Origin of the sequence: Micromonospora sp. NPDC050695 (assembly GCF_040654415.1) — a bacterium.
Classification (GTDB): domain Bacteria; phylum Actinomycetota; class Actinomycetes; order Mycobacteriales; family Micromonosporaceae; genus Micromonospora.
The window spans coordinates 149721-170425 of record NZ_JBFAHZ010000006.1; the positions used below are offsets into that span (position 1 = coordinate 149721).

23 protein-coding genes are annotated in these 20705 nt (G+C 72.5%); 11 read left to right on the forward strand and 12 right to left on the reverse strand.

Translation table 11 applies throughout. The features are described 5' to 3' along the window. Positions 1-15: 15 nt before the first annotated feature. Positions 16-576 (reverse strand): MarR family transcriptional regulator, encoded by a 561-nt coding sequence (locus AB0H52_RS06675; protein WP_357945689.1) that lies wholly within the window; start codon positions 574-576, stop codon positions 16-18. Between the two features lie 102 nt (positions 577-678). Here AB0H52_RS06675 and AB0H52_RS06680 point away from each other — a divergent pair, with 102 nt between their 5' ends. The 3 genes from AB0H52_RS06680 to AB0H52_RS06690 are packed head-to-tail and all read left to right on the forward strand — an operon-like array spanning position 679 to position 4170. After that, entirely contained in the window at positions 679-2271 is a 1593-nt protein-coding gene (locus AB0H52_RS06680; protein ID WP_357945692.1) for an LLM class flavin-dependent oxidoreductase, read from the forward strand. 49 nt (positions 2272-2320) lie between these two features. Then, positions 2321-2917: a helix-turn-helix domain-containing protein gene (locus AB0H52_RS06685; protein ID WP_151492423.1), complete on the forward strand. Its 597-nt coding sequence runs from the start codon at positions 2321-2323 to the stop codon at positions 2915-2917. After that, positions 2914-4170 (forward strand): MFS transporter, encoded by a 1257-nt coding sequence (locus AB0H52_RS06690; RefSeq protein WP_151492422.1) that lies wholly within the window; start codon positions 2914-2916, stop codon positions 4168-4170. Before AB0H52_RS06685 ends, AB0H52_RS06690 begins: the two co-directional genes overlap by 4 nt. An 18-nt stretch (positions 4171-4188) precedes the next feature. On the opposite strand, the gene AB0H52_RS06695 is transcribed toward AB0H52_RS06690, so the two are convergent. From AB0H52_RS06695 to AB0H52_RS06710, 4 genes are all read right to left on the reverse strand, one after another. Then, positions 4189-4884 carry an alpha/beta hydrolase gene (locus tag AB0H52_RS06695; RefSeq protein ID WP_151492421.1) on the reverse strand — a complete coding sequence of 232 codons (696 nt, stop codon included), beginning with the start codon at positions 4882-4884 and terminating at the stop codon, positions 4189-4191. 39 nt (positions 4885-4923) lie between these two features. Beyond that, positions 4924-5304: a VOC family protein gene (locus AB0H52_RS06700; protein WP_357945697.1), complete on the reverse strand. Its 381-nt coding sequence runs from the start codon at positions 5302-5304 to the stop codon at positions 4924-4926. A 23-nt stretch (positions 5305-5327) separates the two neighbouring features. Then, positions 5328-5933, reverse strand: coding sequence for a DUF4291 domain-containing protein (locus AB0H52_RS06705; RefSeq protein ID WP_357945700.1), 606 nt, complete (start codon positions 5931-5933; stop codon positions 5328-5330). Between the two features lie 77 nt (positions 5934-6010). Then, on the reverse strand, positions 6011-6391 hold the full coding sequence (locus AB0H52_RS06710) for a hypothetical protein (protein WP_151492418.1): 381 nt from the start codon (positions 6389-6391) through the stop codon (positions 6011-6013). Positions 6392-6447: 56 nt separating this feature from the next. Between AB0H52_RS06710 and AB0H52_RS06715 the strand changes: the two genes are divergently transcribed. Further along, positions 6448-6633: a hypothetical protein gene (locus AB0H52_RS06715; protein ID WP_357945703.1), complete on the forward strand. Its 186-nt coding sequence runs from the start codon at positions 6448-6450 to the stop codon at positions 6631-6633. Between the two features lie 346 nt (positions 6634-6979). Here AB0H52_RS06715 and AB0H52_RS06720 read toward each other — a convergent pair whose 3' ends face one another. Further along, positions 6980-7390 carry an MmcQ/YjbR family DNA-binding protein gene (locus tag AB0H52_RS06720; protein WP_151492416.1) on the reverse strand — a complete coding sequence of 137 codons (411 nt, stop codon included), beginning with the start codon at positions 7388-7390 and terminating at the stop codon, positions 6980-6982. A 142-nt stretch (positions 7391-7532) separates the two neighbouring features. Here AB0H52_RS06720 and AB0H52_RS06725 point away from each other — a divergent pair, with 142 nt between their 5' ends. Continuing rightward, positions 7533-9335 (forward strand): acyl-CoA dehydrogenase, encoded by a 1803-nt coding sequence (locus AB0H52_RS06725; RefSeq protein ID WP_357945706.1) that lies wholly within the window; start codon positions 7533-7535, stop codon positions 9333-9335. A gap of 13 nt (positions 9336-9348) precedes the next feature. Here AB0H52_RS06725 and AB0H52_RS06730 read toward each other — a convergent pair whose 3' ends face one another. Together AB0H52_RS06730 and AB0H52_RS06735 are read right to left on the reverse strand one after the other, a co-directional pair. After that, complete coding sequence (locus AB0H52_RS06730; RefSeq protein ID WP_192580455.1) at positions 9349-9525, reverse strand: hypothetical protein; 177 nt, start codon at positions 9523-9525, stop codon at positions 9349-9351. A gap of 384 nt (positions 9526-9909) precedes the next feature. After that, entirely contained in the window at positions 9910-10623 is a 714-nt protein-coding gene (locus AB0H52_RS06735; RefSeq protein ID WP_357945709.1) for a spermidine synthase, read from the reverse strand. A gap of 127 nt (positions 10624-10750) precedes the next feature. Between AB0H52_RS06735 and eccB the strand changes: the two genes are divergently transcribed. Beyond that, a complete protein-coding gene (gene eccB, locus AB0H52_RS06740) occupies positions 10751-12136 on the forward strand; it encodes a type VII secretion protein EccB (RefSeq protein WP_151488449.1) in 1386 nt (461 codons plus the stop codon). A 12-nt stretch (positions 12137-12148) separates the two neighbouring features. Here eccB and AB0H52_RS06745 read toward each other — a convergent pair whose 3' ends face one another. From AB0H52_RS06745 to AB0H52_RS06760, 4 genes are all read right to left on the reverse strand, one after another. Next, entirely contained in the window at positions 12149-12754 is a 606-nt protein-coding gene (locus tag AB0H52_RS06745) for a class I SAM-dependent methyltransferase (RefSeq protein ID WP_151488450.1), read from the reverse strand. A gap of 174 nt (positions 12755-12928) precedes the next feature. Beyond that, positions 12929-13795 carry a carbohydrate ABC transporter permease gene (locus AB0H52_RS06750; protein ID WP_151488451.1) on the reverse strand — a complete coding sequence of 289 codons (867 nt, stop codon included), beginning with the start codon at positions 13793-13795 and terminating at the stop codon, positions 12929-12931. Then, complete coding sequence (locus AB0H52_RS06755) at positions 13795-14751, reverse strand: sugar ABC transporter permease (RefSeq protein WP_151488452.1); 957 nt, start codon at positions 14749-14751, stop codon at positions 13795-13797. The genes AB0H52_RS06750 and AB0H52_RS06755 overlap by 1 nt, the downstream gene beginning before the upstream one ends. Then, the gene (locus tag AB0H52_RS06760; RefSeq protein ID WP_151488453.1) at positions 14748-16142 is read right to left on the reverse strand and encodes an extracellular solute-binding protein; all 1395 of its coding nucleotides are present in this window, start codon (positions 16140-16142) and stop codon (positions 14748-14750) included. Before AB0H52_RS06760 ends, AB0H52_RS06755 begins: the two co-directional genes overlap by 4 nt. 116 nt (positions 16143-16258) lie before the next feature. Between AB0H52_RS06760 and AB0H52_RS06765 the strand changes: the two genes are divergently transcribed. From AB0H52_RS06765 to AB0H52_RS06785, 5 genes are all read left to right on the forward strand, one after another. Then, positions 16259-17296, forward strand: coding sequence for a zinc-binding dehydrogenase (locus tag AB0H52_RS06765; protein WP_151488454.1), 1038 nt, complete (start codon positions 16259-16261; stop codon positions 17294-17296). After that, a complete protein-coding gene (locus AB0H52_RS06770) occupies positions 17297-18118 on the forward strand; it encodes a sugar phosphate isomerase/epimerase family protein (protein WP_192580145.1) in 822 nt (273 codons plus the stop codon). Between the two features lie 38 nt (positions 18119-18156). Next, positions 18157-19479 carry a hypothetical protein gene (locus AB0H52_RS06775; protein WP_151488489.1) on the forward strand — a complete coding sequence of 441 codons (1323 nt, stop codon included), beginning with the start codon at positions 18157-18159 and terminating at the stop codon, positions 19477-19479. A 60-nt stretch (positions 19480-19539) separates the two neighbouring features. After that, positions 19540-19938, forward strand: a complete 399-nt coding sequence (locus tag AB0H52_RS06780; RefSeq protein ID WP_151488455.1) for an NUDIX domain-containing protein — start codon at positions 19540-19542, stop codon at positions 19936-19938. A 66-nt stretch (positions 19939-20004) separates the two neighbouring features. Further along, positions 20005-20415, forward strand: a complete 411-nt coding sequence (locus AB0H52_RS06785; RefSeq protein ID WP_192580146.1) for a DUF2267 domain-containing protein — start codon at positions 20005-20007, stop codon at positions 20413-20415. Positions 20416-20705 lie beyond the last annotated feature (290 nt).

Genomic DNA, 20705 nt, shown 5'->3' on the forward strand with positions numbered 1-20705 from the left:
CTCGGACGCTGAGGTTCAGGTGGTGCCGCGGCGGCGTCCGGCCCTGCGCTCACCGGCCCCGGTCGCGGCCGGCTCGGGCTGCACCTGCTCCACCACCTGGCAGAGGTCGCGTAGCGGGTCGATCGCCTGGGCCGAACAGGCGACCCGTTGCAGCAGGGCCCGCAGCGTCGCCGACTCGGCTGGGGTGAGCGCCCCCAGCAGGTGCGACTCGACCTGCCGCAGCGCCCGCTGCCGCTGCTCCCAGGCCGCCCGCCCGGCGTCGGTGACGTCGACCAGCCGGCTGCGCCGGTCGGCCGGGTCCGCGCGACGGGCGACGAACCCGGGACGCTCCAGGTCGTCGATCAGGTAGGTGAGCACCGTACGGTCGATGCCGAGTTCCTCGGCGATCGCACCCTGGTTGCGGGCCGGTCCGTTGACCGCGGCGGTGAGCACCTGGTAGCCGCGCGGGCCGCTGGGAAAGTCGGCCAGGGCGTGCTCGGCCGCCCGGACGTAGCCCCGGAAGACGATCCCGAGCATCCAGCCCAGGTCGTCGTCGAGCGGATCGGGCCGGTCCCGCCGGTCAGTGGTACCCGTCATACCCCGACAATACCGCAGTTCGGCATACCTTGTTGGAAGCAGATGTTCTGTATGACATAAGGTTGAGGTTATGACGCGTTACCCGGAACGGGAGGCTCGCAGATGAGCGACTACGGCCACGACCTGGTCTTCGGCTCGTTCACCACACCCGGCACGGATGATCCGGACCGCACCGTCGGCCTCGCCGTCCTGGCCGAGCAGGCCGGCCTGGACCTGGTGACCTTCCAGGATCACCCGTACCAGCCGCGGTTCCTGGACACCTGGACGCTGCTGAGCTTCGTCGCGGCGCGAACCAGTCGGGTGCACGTGTCCGCGAACGTCACGAACCTGCCGCTGCGCCCGCCGGCGGTGCTCGCCCGCAGCATCGCCAGCCTCGACCTGCTCACCGGCGGTCGGGTCGCGTTGGGTCTCGGCGCGGGGGCGTTCTGGGACGCCATCGAGGCGATGGGCGGTCGACGGCTGACCCCGGGTGAGGGTGTACGGGCGCTGGAGGAGGCCATCGAGGTCATCCGGCAGATGTGGGACGCCGAGGCGCGCGGTGGCGTTCGTGTCGACGGCGAGTTCCACCGGGTCGTCGGCGCCAAGCGCGGTCCCGCCCCCGCCCACGCGGTGCCGATCTGGCTGGGCGCGTACAAGCCGCGCATGCTCCAGCTCACCGGACGTCGGGCCGACGGCTGGCTGCCCTCGCTGGGCTACCTCCAGCCCGGTGACCTGGCCAAGGGCAACGCGATCATCGACGAGGCAGCGCGGGAGGCGGGTCGCTCGCCCCGGGACGTCCGCCGGCTGCTCAACATCTCCGGCACGTTCTCGACCGTCGGCCGCGGCCCGCTCGACGGGCCGGCCGAGCAGTGGGTGCGGGAGCTGACCGAGCTGGCGCTGGGCGACGGCGTCGGCACGTTCATCCTCGCCAGCGACGACCCCGACGCCCTGCGCCGGTTCGCCGGCGAGGTGGCCCCCGCCGTGCGCGAACTGGTGGCGGCCGAACGCGATCGTGGCGGCGCTTTGGCGCGTACCCCCGCCGAACCTGTCGCGGCGACGCAGCCGGCGGCGGTCGTCGCGCCTCCCGCGCGGCCGGCCCGCGCGAGGGTGACCGCGGGGGCCTTCGCGGTGGTGCCGACGCCCGACGACGGCCGGCGGCTCAGCGACCGCCAGGTCTGGGACGAGTCGGCCCGCCCGACCGGGCCGGCGCCCGATCCGACGCGCACCTACACCGCGCACGAGCAGGCCAACGGTCAGCACCTGGTACAGGTGCACGACGGCCTGCGCGGCGAGTTGGCCCAGATCCACGACCTCATCGAGCAGGTCGCCGCCGGTGAGATCGACGCCGGTGCCGCCCGCTCCCACATCAACACGATGACCATGCGGCAGAACCGGTGGACGCTCGGTGCCTACTGCGAGTCGTACTGCCGCATCGTCACCACCCACCACACGATCGAGGACCAGGCGCTCTTTCCGCGGCTGCGGCAGGCCGACCCGCGGTTGCGTCCGGTCATCGACCGGCTGGAGCAGGAGCACCACGTCATCCACGACGTGCTGGAGGGGGTCGATCAGGCACTGGTCGCGTACGTCGGAGCGCCGGACGGTCTGGCCGCGCTGCGCGCCGCGGTGAACCTGCTGACCGACACCCTGCTGTCGCACCTGAGCTACGAGGAGCGCGAGCTGGTCGAGCCGCTGGCTCGACTGGGGGTGAGCTGACGACGGTGCCGGGGTTGCCCCGACTGATCTGAGAGACTACTTTCGAAACATGTCTCTCAAGAATCCGTACGGGGATTTCGAGATCACCGAGCCGCAGGCCCTGCGCGCACTGGCCCATCCGGTCCGGCTGGCCATCCTCGACCGGCTCCAGCGGCACGGCCCGGCCACCGCCACCGGGCTCTCGCCGCACGTCGGCGCCACACCGTCGGTGGTCAGCTGGCACCTGCGGCACCTCGCCACGTTCGGCCTGGTCCTCGACGCCCAGGGCACCGCCAACAAGCGGGAACGCTGGTGGCGGGCGGCCTCCCGCGGTTTCCGCTTCACGCCGCCCGACGACGCCGAGGGGCAGGCCGCCGGCCGGCAGCTGCGCGGCGAGATGTTCGCCCGGTACGCCGAGACACCACAACAGTGGATGCTGCACGACGAACCCCGGCTGAACGACGAGTGGCGCGGGCTGGCCGGACTGGCCGACACGCAGTTCCTCGCCACCCCCGACGAGCTGCGGCACCTGGAGACCGCGATCGAGGAGCTGCTCGCCCCGTACGTGCTACGCAAGGACGACGACACGCCACCGGCCGGTGCCCAACTCGTGCGGATGCTGCGCTACCTGCTGCCCGATCCCGGCGACGACCGGCCCGCGTCATGACCACCGTCGACACCGCGCCCCCACCGGCCCTGCACCGCGACCGGCGGTTCCGCACCTTCTGGATCGGCGAGACGATCTCCCAGTTCGGTGACCGGATCAGCGAACTGGCCCTGCCGCTGATCGCCGTCACCCTGCTCGCCGCGACACCCGCGCAGGTCAGCGTCCTCACCGCGCTGATCTGGCTGCCCAACCTGCTGGGCCTGTTCCTCGGCGCGTGGGTGGACCAGCGCACCCACAAGCGCCGACTCCTGATCATCGCGGACCTGATCCGCGCGGGGGTGCTGCTCAGCCTGCCGGTGGCCTACCTGTTCGGTGCGGTCACCCTCACCCAGCTCTACCTGGTGGCGCTGCTCACCGGCATCGGAGCGGTGCTGTTCGCCATGGCGCACCAGGCGTTCTTCGTCGCCCTGGTGCCGCGATCGTCGTACGTGGACGCGAACAGCAAGCTGAGCATGAGCCGGTCACTGTCCTTCATCGCCGGCCCGGCGGTCGGCGGTGGGCTGGTCCAGGCGCTCAGCGCGCCGGTCGCGATCGTCGCCGACGCGGTCTCCTTCCTCGGCTCCGCACTGCTGCTCGGTCGCATCCCGGTCACCGAGCCGCCTCCACCGCCGAGCCAGCCGTCCACACTCCGCCTGGTCCGCGAAGGGCTCGTGCTGGTGCTGCGCCACCCGGTGCTGCGCGCCGCGCTCGGCTGCACCAGCACGGTCAACTTCTTCACCTTCATCACCGCCGCGCTGCTCGTGCTGTACGCCAGCAACGACCTGCACCTGTCGCCCGGCGCCATCGGCGTCGCCTTCGGTGTCGGCGCGCTCGGCGGGCTGGCCGGCGCCGCGCTCGCCCCACGGATCTCGCGCGCCATCGGGCTCGGCCGCACCGCGATGATCGGTGTGGTGCTGTTTCCCGCGCCGCTGGCGCTGACCGCCCTGATCACCGGCCCCACCTGGGCGAAGGTGGCCATGCTGGCGGCCATCGAGCTGGTCTCCAGCGTCGGGGTGATGCTGATGGACGTCAACCTCAACGCCCTGATCGCCGCCGTCACGCCCGACGACGCGCGAGGCCGTCGGGCCGGTGCGTACAGCGCCGTCAACTACGGCATCCGGCCGCTGGGCGCGCTGCTCGGCGGCGCGCTGGGCACCACCATCGGGCTGCGACCGACCCTGGCCGTCGCCGGGCTGGGCGGCACCGTCGCCGTGCTCTGGCTGCTCGCGTCACCGGTACGCCACATCAGGACCCTCGACGACCCGGCGACCTGACCACACCGGCCGCCGCGGTCAGCTGGCCTGCGCCACCAGCAGCTCGGCCAGCTCGGTGGGCTGGGAGAACATCGGCCAGTGGCCGGTGGCCATGGTGACCAGCCGCCAGTGCTCGCTGGTCAACAGCTCGGCCACGGTGTCGTTGGGCTCCGGGCCGTCGAGCAGGCACTTGATATACGTCGCCGGCAACCCGCCCAGCGGACGATCGAGCACCGCCGGCTCGGTCAGCGTCGCTCCCGGGTGCGGGGTGGCACCCTCAATGAATCGGGCGACCTGCCCGTCGGTGAGCCCCTGGCCGTCGAAATCGGCCGGGCCCGCCGGCGGCCAGTAGCCGCCGTTGTCGGCGAGCAGCGCCTCGAACACCTCCCGGCCCTGCCACCAGCCGGACGCGAACGACCCGCCGTCGACCGGCACCTCCGAGTCGACGAAGACCACCCGGGCCAGCCGGTCGCCGATCCGCTCGGCGGCCTGACCCACCGGGATGCCCGAGTAGCTGTGCCCGACCAGCACCACATCGCGCAGACCCCGTCGCTCGATCTCACCGACGATGTCCTGCACGTGGGTCTGCTGCCCGGCGGGCGCGTCCCGCCTCTCGGCCAGGCCGGAAAGGGTCAGCGGATGGGCACCGTGGCCCGCCGCGCGCAGCGACGGCACCACCTCGTCCCATGCCCACGACCCCAACCACGCCCCCGCCACCAACACGAATTCGGCCATGCCGTGACCCTAGCGTCGACCGGTGACAACCCCGGCGGCTCACGGCCAGGTGCGGGCCTGCGCCGCGAAGACCTCCGGTGGGCTCTCCACCGGCAGCACGCACAGCAGGTGGCCACCGGGTGCCCGCAGGATCCGGCACTCCAGCCACCGCGTCACCTCAATGGCGCCCAGGCCGATCAGCCGCGCGGTCTCGGCCGCCACGTCGTCGGTCTCGATGTCGAGGTGATAGCGCGCGACGTCGTCGACCGCCTGGACCGCCGTGACCAGCCCCGGCAGCGCCTCGTGCAGGCCGACGAACTGCGGTTCGCTGGGATGGGTGCGGGTGGGCACGCCCAGGGCCGCCGACCAGAACTCCGCCGAGCGGGCGGCCTCCGCCTCGGGAGCGTCGATCAGCAACGCGTACACGCGGCTTCGATGCATGCGGGACAGGGTACCGACGACGCCTACCCGTCGCTCGTCACGTCGAGGCGGGCAGCGACCTGCGCCGGCAGGGGATAGGGATGCTCGACCGGCAGCAGGTCCCGGGCCGCCCGCTCCTCACTGGCGCGCAGAAGATCGCGGACGCGGTGCACGGTCGGGGTGATGTCGGTGACGGCGACGACCCAGTCGTCGACGTAGCGCGCGACAGCCTCGCCGGACAACCCGACCTGCAACGACCGGTACGGCAGGGCACGCGGGTGCAGTGTCCGTTCCGGATCCCACTGCACCCGCACCGGGCTGCTCCTCAGCTGCCGCGACCAGGTCGCCCGGTCGCCGTGCACCTCCCGGTCGTAGTGACTCAGGCAGGCTCGCGCCAGCGCCCACTCGAAGCCCTCCCGCGTGATGTCGATGGACAGCACGCGTTCCTGGCCGGGCTTCCTGGCCCAGCCACAGCGGTACATCATCCACCGGAAGGACGGCTTGATCCAGGTCATCCGGTCCCGCTTGAAGGGCGCCACGAATCGGCCGGCGGCGACCGCCGGCAGCGCGACCTCCGGGGGGTACGCCTGGTACACGGTGATCGTGTCGGCCGAGTGGCGCGCACGGATCTGACGGACGGGTACGGACACACCCCGATGGTCACCGATCGGGCCCGACCGCTCCACCGAGATTCGGCACCCCTGGGGTGCACGCCCGGACCGTACGCTCAGGAATGGTCCACCGGAGGTGGGCCAGCTTCCACCGGCATCCGGTAGACCCGGATCGGATAGTCGACCGCCGACCGCCCGCCGTTGAGCCCCGCGGTGAGGTGCAGTTGTGCCGCCGGCATCCAGAGCTGTACGTCGGCGTCGAGCCACATAGCTTCCACCCACGCCAGGCGAGGGTCGGCGACGACCGTCCACACACTGCGGTCCGGTGCCACGGCGAGGACTCGTCGGCGTTCCACATCGCTGAGATAGACGGTGCCGGTGGCGTCGATCGCCGTGCCGCCGGTGCTGGGCGTCTCGCACCACGGCTGCACCTGGCGGGCCAGCTCGTCGGCGGGCACCGTCGGGTCGTCCAACCAGCGCGTGCCGATCCGGGACATGCCGCCGGACGCCGGTTGGTAGTACAGCCACCGCCCGTCGGGTACGCGGTGTCGCCGTGAAACCGGACGTCGTCGACGTAGCTGCTCGGACGTACCGCCGCATCGAGGCGGTAGACGCGGTCCACCCGGTCGCCGTCCACGTCGACCACGATCAGCCGCGCGCCGCCGGCAACCTGCTGGCCGCCGATCTGCGGCGCCCCCGAGTCGATGATCCACAGTCGGCCGTCCGGGCCGGCCCGTAGCCCGTTGACGTGCACGAACGCCGCGTCCGGCGACTGGTCCGCCCGATTCCACGTCGCGTCCGGGTACGGGATCCGGCCACCGTCGGGCAGGGCCTCCACCACCTGCACACCCGGCCCCTCCGCCGACGGGTAGCTCAGGAAGACGCGCCCCCGCAGCGTGGTCACACCCGTGCACACCCGGTCCTCGGTGAGCGCCGGCGTCAACCGAGGATCCTCCTCGGTGGGATGCATGGACACGGGCCCGCTCCTCACGTCGCCGCCGCCGGCGCCGGTCGGCCCGGCCGCCGCCCGCGCGGTATCCCCGGGCCGGACACCGCGAACGCCGGCCGACGGGCACCGTCAGCGCTCAGTCGAGTCGGTCGACCAGGGTGGCGAGCCGCTTCGGCGCCAGGACGCAGTAGCTCTCGGTGAGCAGCTCGCCGACCTCGCCCCAGTCGGTGTCGTCGTCCAGGACCATGCCCATCACGTTCGGACCCCACTCCGGCTTGTAGAAGGGGTACCCGCAACCCAGGAGACCGGCGATCTCGTCGGGCGGCGACCGGAAGATCAGCAGACAGGACGGCCGGTCCAGCGCGGCGGCGCGCGCGTGCGCCGGCTGGCGGGCGGGGTCGACGGTGAGCACGTGGGCGAAGGTCCGCTTGCGGATCCGCCAGCGGGTGCCCACCCAGGCTGGCTCCTCGTAGGTCTCCGGCAGCCCGAGGCAGACCGGGCGCAGCCGGTCGAGGACCTCGGGGTCGACGTCTCCGGGTGCGGTCACGGCCAGGGACCCTAGCGGGCCGGTACGACACGTCACCGCCTCCGCGGGCGGTGGTGTGCGCCCGAGAGATCCGTCAGGATGGGCCGTGGCGACGCGGGCCGCCGCCCGGAACCGACACACCCCGTGCCCGCTGAGGAGTACCGTGCCGTCCAACCTGCTCTCCCGCCGCGACCTGAACTTCCTGCTGTACGACTGGCTGCGGGTGTCTGACCTCGTCGAGCGTCCCCGCTACGCCGAGCACTCCCGGGAGACCTTCGACGACGCGCTGGACCTCGCCGAGCGGGTGGCCACCGAACAGTTCGCCCCGCACAACCGGGCCGCCGACCTCACCGAACCCACCTTCGACGGGCAGCGGGTGCGGCTGATCCCCCAGATCCGCGAGGCGCTGGACAGCTTCGCCGGCACCGGCCTGCTCACGGCCGGGCTGGACGAGTCGGTCGGCGGCCTGCAACTGCCCCACGCCGTCGCGGCAGCCTGCTTCGCCTGGTTCCAGGCCGCCAACGTGGCCACCTCCGCGTACCCGATGCTCACCCTCGGCAACGCCAACCTGCTGCTCACGTACGGCAGCGCCGCACAGGTCGACGCGTACGTCCGGCCCATGCTGGACGGTCGGTTCTTCGGCACCATGTGCCTGTCCGAGCCGCATGCGGGCAGCTCGCTGGCCGACATCACCACTCGCGCCGAGCCGCAGGACGACGGCACGTACCGGCTCTTCGGCACCAAGATGTGGATCTCCGGTGGTGACCACGAGCTGGCCGAGAACATCGTCCACCTGGTGCTGGCGCGGATCCCCGGCGGCCCGCCCGGGGTGAAGGGGATCTCGCTGTTCATCGTGCCGAAGGTGCTACTGGCCCCGGACGGGTCGCTCGGCGAGCGCAACGACGTGGTGCTGGCCGGGCTCAACCACAAGATGGGCTTCCGGGGCACCACCAACACCCTGCTCACCTTCGGCGACGGCGGGCACACCCCGGGCGGCCGCCCCGGGGCGGTGGGCCACCTCGTCGGGGCCGCGCACCAGGGGCTGGCCCAGATGTTCCACATGATGAACGAGGCGCGGATCGGCGTGGGGGCCGGCGCGACCGCACTCGGCTACACGGGCTACCTCAAGAGCCTGGCGTACGCCCGGGAACGGCCGCAGGGCCGGCCGGTCGGCGCCAAGGACCCCGCCGCACCGCAGGTGCCGATCATCGACCACCCCGACGTCCGGCGGATGCTGCTGGCCCAGAAGAGCTACGTGGAGGGGGCGCTGGCGCTGGTGCTCTACTGCGCGCGGCTGCTCGACGAGGAGAAGACCGCGCCGGCCGACGCCGACCGTGAACGGGCGCACCTGCTGCTGGAGGTGCTCACCCCGATCACCAAGAGTTGGCCGTCGCAGTGGTGCCTGGTCGCCAACGACCTGGCGATCCAGGTGCTCGGCGGTGCCGGCTACACCCGCGACCACGACGTGGAACAGCACTACCGGGACAACCGGCTCAACCCGATCCACGAGGGCACCCACGGCATCCAGGCGCTGGACCTGCTGGGCCGCAAGATGACCATGGGCGGCGGCGCAGGTCTCGACCTGCTGACCGGGACGATCCGGGACACGATCGAGCGGGCCCGGCGGGTCGGCGGTGAGGCCGACGAGTGGGCCGACCGGATCACCGACGCGGTGGACCGCGTGGTCGCGGTCACCCGCCGGCTCTGGGCCGATGGTGATCCGGTGCTGGCGCTGGCCAACGCCAGCGTCTACCTGGAGGCCGTCGGACACGTGGTGGTGGCGTGGATGTGGCTCGAGCAGGCGCTGGCGCTGCCCTCGGCGGACACCGGGGACGCGTTCCACGCCGGCAAGCGGCAGGCGGCGCGCTACTTCCTCACAGTCGAGCTGGCCCGCACCGGCCCGCAGTTCGACCTGTTGGACAGCCGGGACCGGACCGCCCTCGACATGCGCGCGGACTGGTTCTGAGCCGACCCGCGCCTCAGCGTCGCCGGGTCTGGTGGTGCATCGCCTGCCGTCCCTTGACGACGCCCAGCACGATCACCACGACCAGCGCGATCAACCCGATGATGATGAGCCAACGGACCGCTTCGAGGAGCAGCCCGAGCAGGATAAGCACGCCGGCGACAACGCCGACGACCCAGAGCATGGCACGCATCAGAACCTCCAGTGACCAGCCGCGGCGCGATGCGGCGACTCCAAGGCTCCCCTTCCCGATCCCGCCCCCCCAAAACACAAGCCCGCGCCCTCGCGCCCTCGCGCCCCGCGTCGATCATGGAGTTGTGGTGCCTCACAAATGGGGCATAGATGAACATTTCGCCCACCACGACTCCATGATCGACGCGGGCCTCGCCCGACCCGCGGCCGATCTTGCACTTCCTGTCCCGACAGAAGGTACCTACGGGGCAGAACGACGACAGAATGTGCAAGATCGACGCGGGGGAGCGGTGCGGGGGCGCGGGCGGGGCGCGGGCGGGGTGCGGGGGCGGGGGCGCGGGCGAGGCGTGGGCGGGTGACGCCGGGGAGGGGGTGGGGTGGGAGGTTAGGGGCGGGCTACGTAGACCGTGTTGGCGGACTGGCCGCCGGTCAGGGGGTTGGCGAACGGGACCACGTGGGCATGCGCCGTCGTGAACACCTGGCTGAGGGTCGCGGTGAACTCGGCGTCCGGCGGGTCGTCCGACCACAGCGCGAAGACGCCCTCCGGGCGCAGGAGCGCGGCCAGCCGGCGCAGCCCGACCGGCGTGTAGAAGGAGGCGTGGCTGGGGTGCAACACGTTGCGCGGGGAGTGGTCGACGTCGAGCAGTACGGCGTCGAACCGCCGGCCGGGTGCGTCGGCGTCGAAGCCGGTGTCGCCGGCGACCGCCGCGAAGAAGTCGGCCCGGACGAACCGGGTCCGCGGATCCTCCGCGAGCCCAGCGGTGAACGGCAACAGCCCTCGCCGGTGCCAGTCGATGACATCCTCGATCGCCTCGACCACCAGCAACGACCGTACCCTCGGGTCGTCCAGCGCGGCCTTGGCCGTGTAGCCCAGGCCGAGGCCGCCGACCACCACGTCCACGGCGTCGCCGGCCAGCTCGGCGAGGCCCAGCCGGGCCAGCTCGATCTCCGCGACCGGGAAGAGGCTGGACATCAGGTACTCGTCGTCGAGCTTGACCTCGTACACCTCGACCTGGAGCGCCGGGTCGAGACGCCGGCGCAGGCTGATCCCGCCGATCGGAGTTTCCCGCCAGGCCAGCTCTTCGAAACGCGCGCCCACGGTGCCCTCTCGCCGCCGGATTCGTCCCCGGATGGTACCCGTCGGGATCGGCCCGGCCACGCAGGGTCCACGGGACATCGACGCAACGCATATCCTGTGCCCGGCCGATCCAGCGGGAAGGGACCTCATGCCGTCGCGGCAGGACCAGCTGCACTCCTACCAGTTCAGCGTCCAGCGGGCGGTCGCCGCCCTGGTCATGCGCGAGACCGACCCCGCGCAGTCGCCGTTTCGGCGGCTGGCGGGCGCCGGCCTGGCCAGCGTCCTGGTCGCGGCGATCGGGTTGGGTGGCTTCGCGCTCTACGGCCTGTTCGCCGGCGGCGGCAAGGGGTGGCGTGACCCGGGCGCGGTGATCGTGGAGAAGGAGTCCGGCGCCCGGTTCGTCTACCGCGAGGAGAAGCTACACCCGGTGCTCAACTACGCCTCGGCGCTGCTGATCGTCGGCGCGGACTCCGCGAAGACCGTGCTCGTCTCCCGACGCTCGATCGACGGCGTGCCGCGCGGTCTGCCGCTGGGCATCGCCGACGCCCCGGACTCGCTGCCGGCTCCGGGCCGCCTCGCGACCACGGCGTGGACGGTGTGCTCGGCGGTCCCGGCCGGCGCGGGCGGTGCGGAGCCCCACTCCGCGTTGTTGATCGGCGCCGAACCCGGCGGCGGGCAGCCGCTGGGCGAGGACGCGCTGCTGCTGCGTCATCCCGACGGTGGGCTGCACCTGGTCTGGCACCAGCGGCGCTATCTGATCCGCGATCCCAACCGGGTGCTGGCGGCCCTGGCCACCACCCGCACGCGCGCGGTGCCGGTGGCGCCCGCGCTGCTCAACTCGTTGCCCGCGGGCGTCGACCTGGCCCCGCTCGCCCTGCCCGATCTGGGCAGACCCAGCACCGGGGTGCCGGGTGCCACGGTCGGTCAGGTCTACCTCGTGCGCAACTCCGGCGGCGGCCGGCAGTACGCGGTGGTGCTCGACGCCGGGCTGGCCGGGATCACCGAGTTGCAGGCCGGGCTGTTGCTGGCCAGCACCGCGCAGGGCGAGCCCGCGCCCATGACACTCGGTCAGTTCGCCGCGCTTCCCACGGTGCCCGACCTGGCTCCGAGCGGGCCGACGGCCCCACCGACGGCCCCGCCCCGCCTCGCGGCGGCCGATGGCGCGGGCCTGTGCACGCGCGTCGGCGACGACGGCGGGGTGGGCGAGGTGCGGTGGGGCGTACCGCTGCCGGACCTGGCGGCCGTGCCACGGACCGCGCCGGCCGGCGGCGCGGTCCTGGCCGACCACGTGGTGGTGGAGCCGGGTCGCGGCGCGGTGGTCGAGGCCGCCGCGGCGCCGGGTGCGTCCGGCGGCGCGGTGTCCGTGGTGACCGACCTGGGCCGGCGGTACGTGCTGGCCGACCGCGGTGTGCTCACCATGCTCGGCTACCGCGGTGTGCGTCCGGTGCGGCTGCCGGCCGGCCTGGTGAGCCTCGTGCCGGCCGGTGCGACCCTGGATCCGGCCGCCGCGCGGGCCGTCGCCGCCCCCGGGTGAGGACGTGGCGGGTCAGTCGGCCGGGCGGCGCAGGACGCTGACCGCGAAGGCCGCGTCGTCCCGCCACGGACGCAGGTCCCAGGTGGCGAAGCGGTGTTCCAGGCGCAGGCCGGCGGCGACCGCGTCGGCGTCGAACGCGGTCAGCGGGTACCCGCGCTCGGTGCCGAAGCCGACCGCCAGGACGCCGTCCGGGCGCAGGTGCCCGGCCAGCCGGCGCAGCACCTCCGGCTCGGTGCCGGCCGCGACGAACGCGAGGACGTTGCCGGCGAGCACGGCGGCGTCGAACGGCTCCGCCTCGCCCATCGCCGGCAGGTCCAACTCGGCCAGGTCGGCGACCAGCCAGCGCGGGCCGGGATGATCGGCGCGGGCGGCCTCCACCAGCGCGGGGTCGGCGTCCACCCCGATCACGGTGTGCCCGCGCTGGGCCAGCGCGGCGCCGACCCGGCCGGTGCCGCTGCCGGCGTCGAGGATCCGCGACCCCGGCGCGACCAGGGTGTCCACCAGACGGGCCTCGCCGGCCAGGTCCGCACCCTCGGCGGCGAGCTTGCGGAACCGGTCGATGTACCACTGCGAGTGCTCCGGACCGGTGTCGGTCGCCCAGCGGGTCGGGTTGGCCATACGGCCACGGTAACCGCGCCGGACGGGGCGCGACGGGTGAGGCCGGTCGGGCGCACCGATCGGTGGCGGCTCAGCGGGGCGGTGCCCGGCGTGTCGAGTCGCTCAGCTGCCACCGATCAAGGAACGGTGGGGCGCTGGGCGGCGGCCCGCCGCCCAGCGCCCGTACGCCGTCGCTCAGCCCTTCTCCGCGCCGCTGGTCAGCCCCTCGGTGAGCAGCCGTTCACTGGCGAAGAAGAGGATCACGATGGGCAGGGTGAGGACGACCGACCCGGCCATCAGCACCGTCTTGGGCACCTCCACCCCGTCGGCGAGCAGGGACAACCCCAGCGACACCGTCCACCGGTCGGGTTTGTCGACCAGGAACAGCAGCGCGAAGAGGAACTCGTTCCAGGCGATCATGAAGTCGTAGAGCGCGACCGCCATGATCGACGGCATGGCCAGGGGCAGGCTGACGCGGCGGATGATGCCGAGCCGTCCGGCGCCGTCGATGGCGGCGGACTCTTCCAGACTGACCGGGATGGTCTCGAAGTAGTTCTTCAGCATGTAGACCGAGACCGGCAACGTCTGCGAGATGTAGACCAGCACCAGACCGAACAGGGAGCCGCGCAGCCCGGCCCGGGTGAAGACCACGAACAGCGGGATCGCGATGACGATCGACGGGAACAGGTAGACCGCCAGGAACAGGAAGTCCACCTGCCGACGGCCGAAGAACCGCAGCCGGGCCACCGCGTACGCGCCGGGGATCGCCACCACCAGGGTGAGCACGGTCGCCGCGACGGCCACCAGCCCGCTGTTGCGGATGAAGGTGAGGAAACCCTGGCCGCCGTCGTCGGTGGCCTTCAGCACCTCGGCGTACGTGGCGACGGTGAGCTCGCCGAAGCCCACCACGAGCGCGCCGGGGTCGAGCAGCAGCCGCTCGATGGGGCGCACCGAGAGCATCAGCATGTAGTAGAAGGGAAAGACGGTGACCACCAGGAACGCGGCGATCACCAGGCGGCGCAGCCAACGCAGGCTCACCGTCTCGACGACGTCCCGATCCATCAGCCGACCCTCCGTCCGAAGAAGCGCAGATAGATCAGCACGAACACGATGAGGACGACGGCCAGCACGACCGCCTGCGCGGCCGCCGCGCCGATGTCGGTACGCGCGGTGAGGAAGTCGTACACCCGCACGCTGACCACCTCGGTGCCGGCCGCGCCACCGGTGAGCAGGTAGACGTCGTCGAACTTGTTGAAGGTCATGATGAAGCGCAGCACGCCCAGCAGGGCGATGACCGGCAGCAGTTGCGGCAGCAGGATGTGCCGGAACCGTTGGGTCGGGGTCGCGCCGTCGACCCGGGCGGCCTCCTCCAACTCGCCGGGCACCGCCTGGAGCCGGGCCAGCAGGAACAGGAACGCGAACGGGAAGTACCGCCACGCCTCGAACACGATGACCGTGGCCAGCGCGGTGGACTCCTGGGTGAGGAACGGCACCGGGGCGTCCCAGCCCAGCAGGCGTTGGCCCCACTCGTTGACGATGCCGAGCTGCGGGTCGAGCATCACCTGCCAGACGAAGGTCACCGCGACCACCGGTGCCACGTACGGCAGCAGCATGGACGCCCGGACCAGGGTGCGGCCCCGGAACGGCCGGCGGACGACCAGGGCGGCGACCAGGCCGAGCAGGATCGACCCGACCGTGCCGCCGATGCTGTAGATCAACGTGACCCACAGCGTCTCGGCGAAGCCGGGGGTGTGCAGCACCCGGTCGATGTTGTCCATGGTGAACTCGCCGAACAGGCCGGTCTTGCGCAGCGTGGCGAGCCGGACCCGCTGAAAGGCGAGCAGCACGGTCCACACGATCGGGATGCCGATGACCGCGATGGTGACGAGCAGGGTCGGTGCGACCAGCGCGAGCCCGGCACGGGACTCACGGCGGCGCAGGGTCAGTGGTCGGCGCCGTGGCGGCGCCGGCCGCTCCCGGGTGGGGGAGCGGCCGGGGCCGGGCGCGGTGGTGGTCAATTGACGCCCTGCTTGATGGCGTCGACGTCCTTCTCGGCCCGACCGGCGGCGGCTGCCGCGTCGGACTTGCCGGCGATGAGGTCGGCCAGCACCTTGGGCACCGGCAGTTCGCCGAGCATCGCGCCGACCAGCTTGCCCTGCCCCTGGCTGAGCCCCCAGCGTTGGAAGGTGTCCGGGCTGCGGCGCAGCGTGGCCAGCACCTCGTCGCCGTACACGTCGGCGAGAGGCTTCTTGGCGTCGACGCCGGCCTGGCTGGTGTTCCAGGCGTTGAGGTACGCCTCGGGCTCGGCCGGGGTGCCCTTGCGTACCGGGAAGCGGCCCTCCGGGGACATCCCGAACCAGCGCGGGTAGCCGTCGCCGAGCATGTACTCCACGAAGGACTTCGCCGGGTCGGCCGCCGCGCCGTCCAGCACGGCCCACGAGCTGATCTCGCCGTACTGCGCCGGTTCGGTGCCGTTCGGGCCCTTGATCGCGGTGACGAACCCGCTGTTCTTCGCGAGGAACGACGGGTCGGCCTGGCACTGCGGGCAGGTCGGCTTGGCGTCGTTGCGCAGCCCGGCCAGCTCGTCGAGGATGAACGGCGACCAGATCACCATGGCCGCCTTGCCGGCGAAGTAGGTGGCCCGGGTGGTGTCGACGTCCTGTGCGCCCTTCACCGAACTGGTGCGGATCAGATCGCCGTAGAAGCGGAACGCCTCGACGCACTGCGGTGAGTCGAGGGTGACCGCCCCGTCGTCGCCGGTGAGCTGGCAGCCGTTGGCCAGCGCCAGATGCTCGAAGGTCTGCTGGGTGAACACGTCGCTCGGGCTGGTCGCCGCGGTGATCCCGGCGACGCCGCCGGTGTTCAGCTTCGCCGCGGCGTCGGTGATCCGTTCGTACGTGTCGGGGACCGGCAGGCCGGCTGCGGCGAACAGGTCCTTGCGGTAGACGAGCAGCTGCCCCCACCCGTCGCTGGGCACGGAGAGCTGTTTGCCGTCGTCGGAGGTCAGCTCCAGCGCGCGGGGGGAGAACGTCTGCTTGCCCAGCTTGTCGACGACCTCCGCGTTCGCCGAGGCGTGCAGCAGCTCGTTGCCGGCGAGCGTACGGATGCCGGCCAGGGAGACCGAGCCGACCACGTCGGGCAGCTCGCCGGCGGCGGCGTTGGCGGCGATCAGCGAGGGGAACTGGTCCTCGTTGACGGTCACGAGGTCGACCTGGATCCCGGTCTTGGCGGTGAAGTCGGCGATGATCGCCTTGGTGGCGGTGACGCGGTCGGCGACGTCCTCCAGACTCCAAACGGTGATCTTTTTGCTGTTGCTGTCGGATCCGTCATCTCCGCAGGCCAGCAGGGTGGACGCTGCCAGTGTCATGATCAGGGTGGTGGCGAGTATCCGCCTCGGAGGTGCTGACATCGGTGGCACTCCTCTCGAAGGGTACATACCGGATTCAACACCTTCGATAGATCAATAACAAGACATATTGCGATTTTGTGTCTATCCTGGAGCCCAGCGCTACCGGGATGTGACACATGGGCAACTGGGTGGTCTCTCTCGCCGGGCCTCGACGGATCAGCCTCGAGCCCTGCCCGCCGGATCCGCTCGGCCCCGGCCAGGTCCGGGTCCGCACCTGCTACTCGGGCATCTCCGCCGGCACCGAGCTGACCCTCTACCGGGGCAGCAACCCCCGACTCAGCAAGGACTGGGACGACGCCGCCCGGATGTTCGTCCCCCGCCAGACGCCGGTGCCCTACCCGCTGATCGGCTTCGGCTACGAGGAGGTCGGCGAGGTCATCGAGGTCGCGCCCGACGTGGCCGACCGGCATCCGGGGCAGCTCGTCTGGGGCATCTGGGGTCACCGGGCCGAGGCGGTGCTCGCCGCCGACACGGTCCGTCCGCTGCCCGCCGGGCTGGACCCGCTCGTCGCGGTCTTCGCCCGGCCCGGCGCCATCGCCCTGACCGCCGTGCTCGCCGGTGACCTGCACCTCGGCGACTGGGTCGGCGTCTTCGGGCAGGGCGTCATCGGGCTGCTCGCCACCCGGCTCGCGGTGCTCTCCGGTGCCCGGGTGGTGGCCGTCGACCGGATGCCCGGCCGGCTGGAGCACGCCGCCCGCTACGGTGCCCGATCCACCGTGGACGTGTCCGCCGAGTCGGCCGCCGCCGTGCTGCGCGGTGCCACCGGTGGCCGGGGCGCGGACGTCTGCCTGGAGCTGTCCGGGGCGTACCCGGCGCTGCACGAGGCGATCCGGTCCACCGCACACGCCGGTCGGGTCGTGGCCGCCGGCTTCTACCAGGGCCAGGCCGACGCACTCGGCCTCGGCGAGGAGTTCCACCACAACCGCATCCAGTTGGTGGCCGCCCAGGTCTCCGGGCCCACCCCCGCGCCGAGCATGGCCGGCCGGTGGACCGGAGACCGGGTCGCGCAGACCTTCATGGACCTGGTGGCTGAGCGCAGCGTCGACCCGTTGCCGCTGGTCAGCCACATCGTCGACGCCAGCGCGGTCGCCGACGCCCTCGCGCTGCTCGACCGCGGCGCCGGTGACGTCCTCCAAGTGGTGCTGAGGTTCTAGATGATCACCATCGCGCTGGCCTGCCAGGAACAACTCCTGCCGGGCGCCAACCTGATCCAGAAGTACGCCCTCGCCGCCGCCCTCGGTTACCAGGGGATCGAGCTGCGCGGTCGCGGTGACCTCGCGTTCGCCCGCCGGTTGCCCGAGCTGCGCCGGGCCCGCGCCGCCGGGGTGGTGATGCCCACCGTCTGCGTCGAGATGGGCCACTTCATCGGCGACTTCGACCCGGACCGGTCCGCCGACGCCGTCCGTAACCTCCGCTCCCAACTCTCCGTCATCGCCGAGCTGGGCGGCGTCGGGGTGATGACACCGGCGGCCTGGGGGATGTTCTCCCGGCGGCTGCCACCGTTCGAGCCGCCGCGCCCGCCGGCCGGCGACCGGCAGGTCCTCCTCGACGCCCTCGGCGAGCTGGGCGATCACGCCCAGGCCGAGGGCGTCACCCTCTTTCTGGAACCCCTCAACCGGTACGAGGACCACATGGTCAACCGCCTCGACGAGGCGGTCGCGCTGTGCGCCGCACTCGGACTGCCCTCGGTGCGGGTGGTCGCCGACACCTTCCACATGAACATCGAGGAGGACGACGTGCACCGGGCGTTGCGCGCCGCCGCGCCGTACCTCGGGCACGTGCAGGTCAGCGACTCCAACCGCTTCCAGCCGGGCGCCGGGCACCTCGACTGGCCGGCACTGATGCGCACCCTGCTGGAGCTGGACTACCAGGGCTGGCTGGCCCTGGAGTGCCGGCTGCGCGGCGACCCGGTCCGAGCCCTGCAGGAGGCCGCCACGGTGCTGCGGCACGCGCTGCCCCGGCGGGCCGCCGCGTGAGCGCCGACGCCGGGCCGACACGCGTCGGCGGGACCACGATGGCCCGTGCCGGCGGTCCCGCCGACCCGGCCGGGCTGCGCCAGCTCGCGGTCGACACGCTCGAGGCCAATTGGGAGCACGACCACACCGTGCCGTCGCGCACGCTCTACCCGCACCAGTGGAGCTGGGACTCCGCGTTCATCGCGGTCGGGCTGGCCCAGGTCCGCCCCGAACGGGCCTGGCAGGAGTTGGCGAGCCTGTTCCGGGCGCAGTGGGCCGACGGGCGGGTGCCGCACATCGTGTTCAACCCGGCGCTGCGGGTCGGCGCGTACTTCCCGGGGCCGGATCTGTGGCGCTCGGCGGACGCGGAGGGCGCTCCGGCCGTGGACACGTCCGGCCTGGTCCAGCCGCCGGTGCACGCGCTCGCGGCGTGGCTGGCGTACCGGCGCGCACCCGGGCAGGCCGGCCGGGCCGCGCTGGGCCGGCTCTATCCGGCGTTGGTGGCCCAGCAGCGCTACCTGGCCGAGCGGCGGGACGTGGCTGGCGACGGCCTGGTCTGCATCGTGCACCCGTGGGAGTCCGGGCTGGACAACAGCCCCGCCTGGGACGAGCCGATGGCCGCGGTCCGGGCCGAGGCAGCGGTGATGCGCGCGTACCGCCGGCACGACACCGCGCACGCCGACGCCGCGCACCGCCCCACGGACCTGGACTACGCGCGCTACCTGGCGATCGTCGACGCCTACCGCGACCACGGCTACGCCGACCGGCGCCTCGCCGACGGCCATCCGTTCCTGGTGGAGTGCCCGCTGTTCAACGCGGCGTTCGGCGCTGCCGAACACGCCCTCGCGGAGATCGCCGCGCTCATCGGCGCCGACCCGGGCCCGCACCGCGCCCGGGCGGCCCGGATCACCGACGCCCTCGTCCGCCGGCTGTACGACCCGGGCACCGGCACGTTCCAGCCGCGTGACCTGCGCACCGGCCGGCTGGTCGGTGCCCGGACGGTGCTCGGGTTGACGCCGCTGATCCTGCCCGACCTGCCGGCCCGGCAGGTCGACGCGGTGGTCGTCGAGGCGACGTCGGCGCGCTTCGGGGTGGCCCGGCGGATGGATCGGCCGCTGCCCAGCCACGACCGCACCGCAGCGGACTTCGAGCCGCTGCGTTACTGGCGGGGGCCGAGCTGGCTGAACATCGGCTGGCTGGTGCGTCGCGGGCTCGCCGTGCACGGGCACCCGGAGCTGGCGGCCGGGCTGCGCCGGTCGATGATCGGACTGGTGGCCGGTGCCGGCTGCCACGAGTACTTCCACCCGGACACCGGCGTCGGGCTGGGCTCACCGGCGTTCGGGTGGACCGCGGCGCTGCTGCTCGACCTGCTGGCCGACTGAGTGGGCTCCGGGCGGGCATCGGGTGGTAGCGTGCCCGCTCTGCGCGGGCGGGAGGGTGGCGTGTCCGAGATCGACAAGGTGGCCTGGATCCTCATCGAGGACGGACGGGTGCTGAGCACCCGGTCGCGGGGCAAGGACGTGTGGTATCTGCCGGGTGGCAAGCGCGAGCCGGGGGAGACCGACCTGCAGACGCTGCGCCGGGAGATCGACGAGGAGCTGAGCGTCGAGGTGGACGTGCGCGACGCCGTGCACCTGGGCACGTTCACGGCTCAGGCGCACGGGCACGCGGCCGGCGTCACCGTGCGGATGACCTGCTACCGGGCCGGGTACGAGGGGCGCCTGCGCCCGGCGAACGAGATCGCCGAGACGGCCTGGCTGGAGTACGCCGACCGGCACCGCACCTCCGCGGTCGACCAGATCATCTTCGACCACCTGCGGGCCACCGGCCTACTGCGCTGACCGCACCGCCGTTTGCCGACCGCCTGCCCGGGTAAGCGCGCGACCCGTGGTGGACAGGAGGACGGTGTGCGGTTCCCCCGCTTCATCGACGCGGTGTCCCGGCGCTCCGGGCTGCCGCCCGAGCAGGCCGCCGTGGTGGCGCGCGCCGTTCTCCAGACGATGGCCGAACGGGTGACCGGTGGCTCGGCCACCGACCTCGCCGGGCATCTCCCCGACGAGGTGGACGGCTACCTCGGCGGCGCGGGTCGGAGCGCGGCCCGATCGGTGCCGCCGGCTCCGGGGCCGGCCGAGTTCCTGCGGCGGGTCGGCGAGCGGGCCGGTGTCGACGAGGCGACCGCCCGAGCCGGCACCGGGGCGGTCTTCGCGACCCTGCGCGAGGCCGTCACGGTGCGCGAGTTCCGGCAGATGGTGGACGGCCTGTCGCGCGATCCGGATGGCGGCGTGACCCCTGCCGTTCCGCCATCTGTCGGGGACTGAACGCTTCGATGTCGTCATTCGGACGAGGCGCTTTCGGCCGGGAAATTCCTCAACGCAAATGATACGGAGCCGGAAGAATGGTTGCGGCTGGCCGCTTTAGGCGAAAATCAAGCGCCGCGCCAGGGGGATGATCGGACGATGTTCGCCGTCCCTCGTCGGAGCCTTCGGTAGACCCTTCGGGTCGACTCTAGTCAATGATCTATCGCGTCACCCATCGAACCCTATGCTCCTTCCATTGTGAAGTCCTGGGGGGGATGAATGATCACCGCTGTCCATCGCCGCGCGTCCGT

Bases quoted from the DNA above. Each gene is read 5' to 3' on its own strand.
- AB0H52_RS06675 (WP_357945689.1), bottom strand. From the start codon at position 576: ATGACGGGTACCACTGACCGGCGGGACCGGCCCGATCCGCTCGACGAC.
- AB0H52_RS06680 (WP_357945692.1), top strand. From the start codon at position 679: ATGAGCGACTACGGCCACGACCTGGTCTTCGGCTCGTTCACCACACCC.
- AB0H52_RS06685 (WP_151492423.1), top strand. From the start codon at position 2,321: ATGTCTCTCAAGAATCCGTACGGGGATTTCGAGATCACCGAGCCGCAG.
- AB0H52_RS06690 (WP_151492422.1), top strand. From the start codon at position 2,914: ATGACCACCGTCGACACCGCGCCCCCACCGGCCCTGCACCGCGACCGG.
- AB0H52_RS06695 (WP_151492421.1), bottom strand. From the start codon at position 4,884: ATGGCCGAATTCGTGTTGGTGGCGGGGGCGTGGTTGGGGTCGTGGGCA.
- AB0H52_RS06700 (WP_357945697.1), bottom strand. From the start codon at position 5,304: ATGCATCGAAGCCGCGTGTACGCGTTGCTGATCGACGCTCCCGAGGCG.
- AB0H52_RS06710 (WP_151492418.1), bottom strand. From the start codon at position 6,391: ATGTCCCGGATCGGCACGCGCTGGTTGGACGACCCGACGGTGCCCGCC.
- AB0H52_RS06730 (WP_192580455.1), bottom strand. From the start codon at position 9,525: ATGCGTGCCATGCTCTGGGTCGTCGGCGTTGTCGCCGGCGTGCTTATC.
- eccB (WP_151488449.1), top strand. From the start codon at position 10,751: ATGCCGTCGCGGCAGGACCAGCTGCACTCCTACCAGTTCAGCGTCCAG.
- AB0H52_RS06745 (WP_151488450.1), bottom strand. From the start codon at position 12,754: ATGGCCAACCCGACCCGCTGGGCGACCGACACCGGTCCGGAGCACTCG.
- AB0H52_RS06750 (WP_151488451.1), bottom strand. From the start codon at position 13,795: ATGGATCGGGACGTCGTCGAGACGGTGAGCCTGCGTTGGCTGCGCCGC.
- AB0H52_RS06760 (WP_151488453.1), bottom strand. From the start codon at position 16,142: ATGTCAGCACCTCCGAGGCGGATACTCGCCACCACCCTGATCATGACA.
- AB0H52_RS06765 (WP_151488454.1), top strand. From the start codon at position 16,259: ATGGGCAACTGGGTGGTCTCTCTCGCCGGGCCTCGACGGATCAGCCTC.
- AB0H52_RS06770 (WP_192580145.1), top strand. From the start codon at position 17,297: ATGATCACCATCGCGCTGGCCTGCCAGGAACAACTCCTGCCGGGCGCC.
- AB0H52_RS06775 (WP_151488489.1), top strand. From the start codon at position 18,157: ATGGCCCGTGCCGGCGGTCCCGCCGACCCGGCCGGGCTGCGCCAGCTC.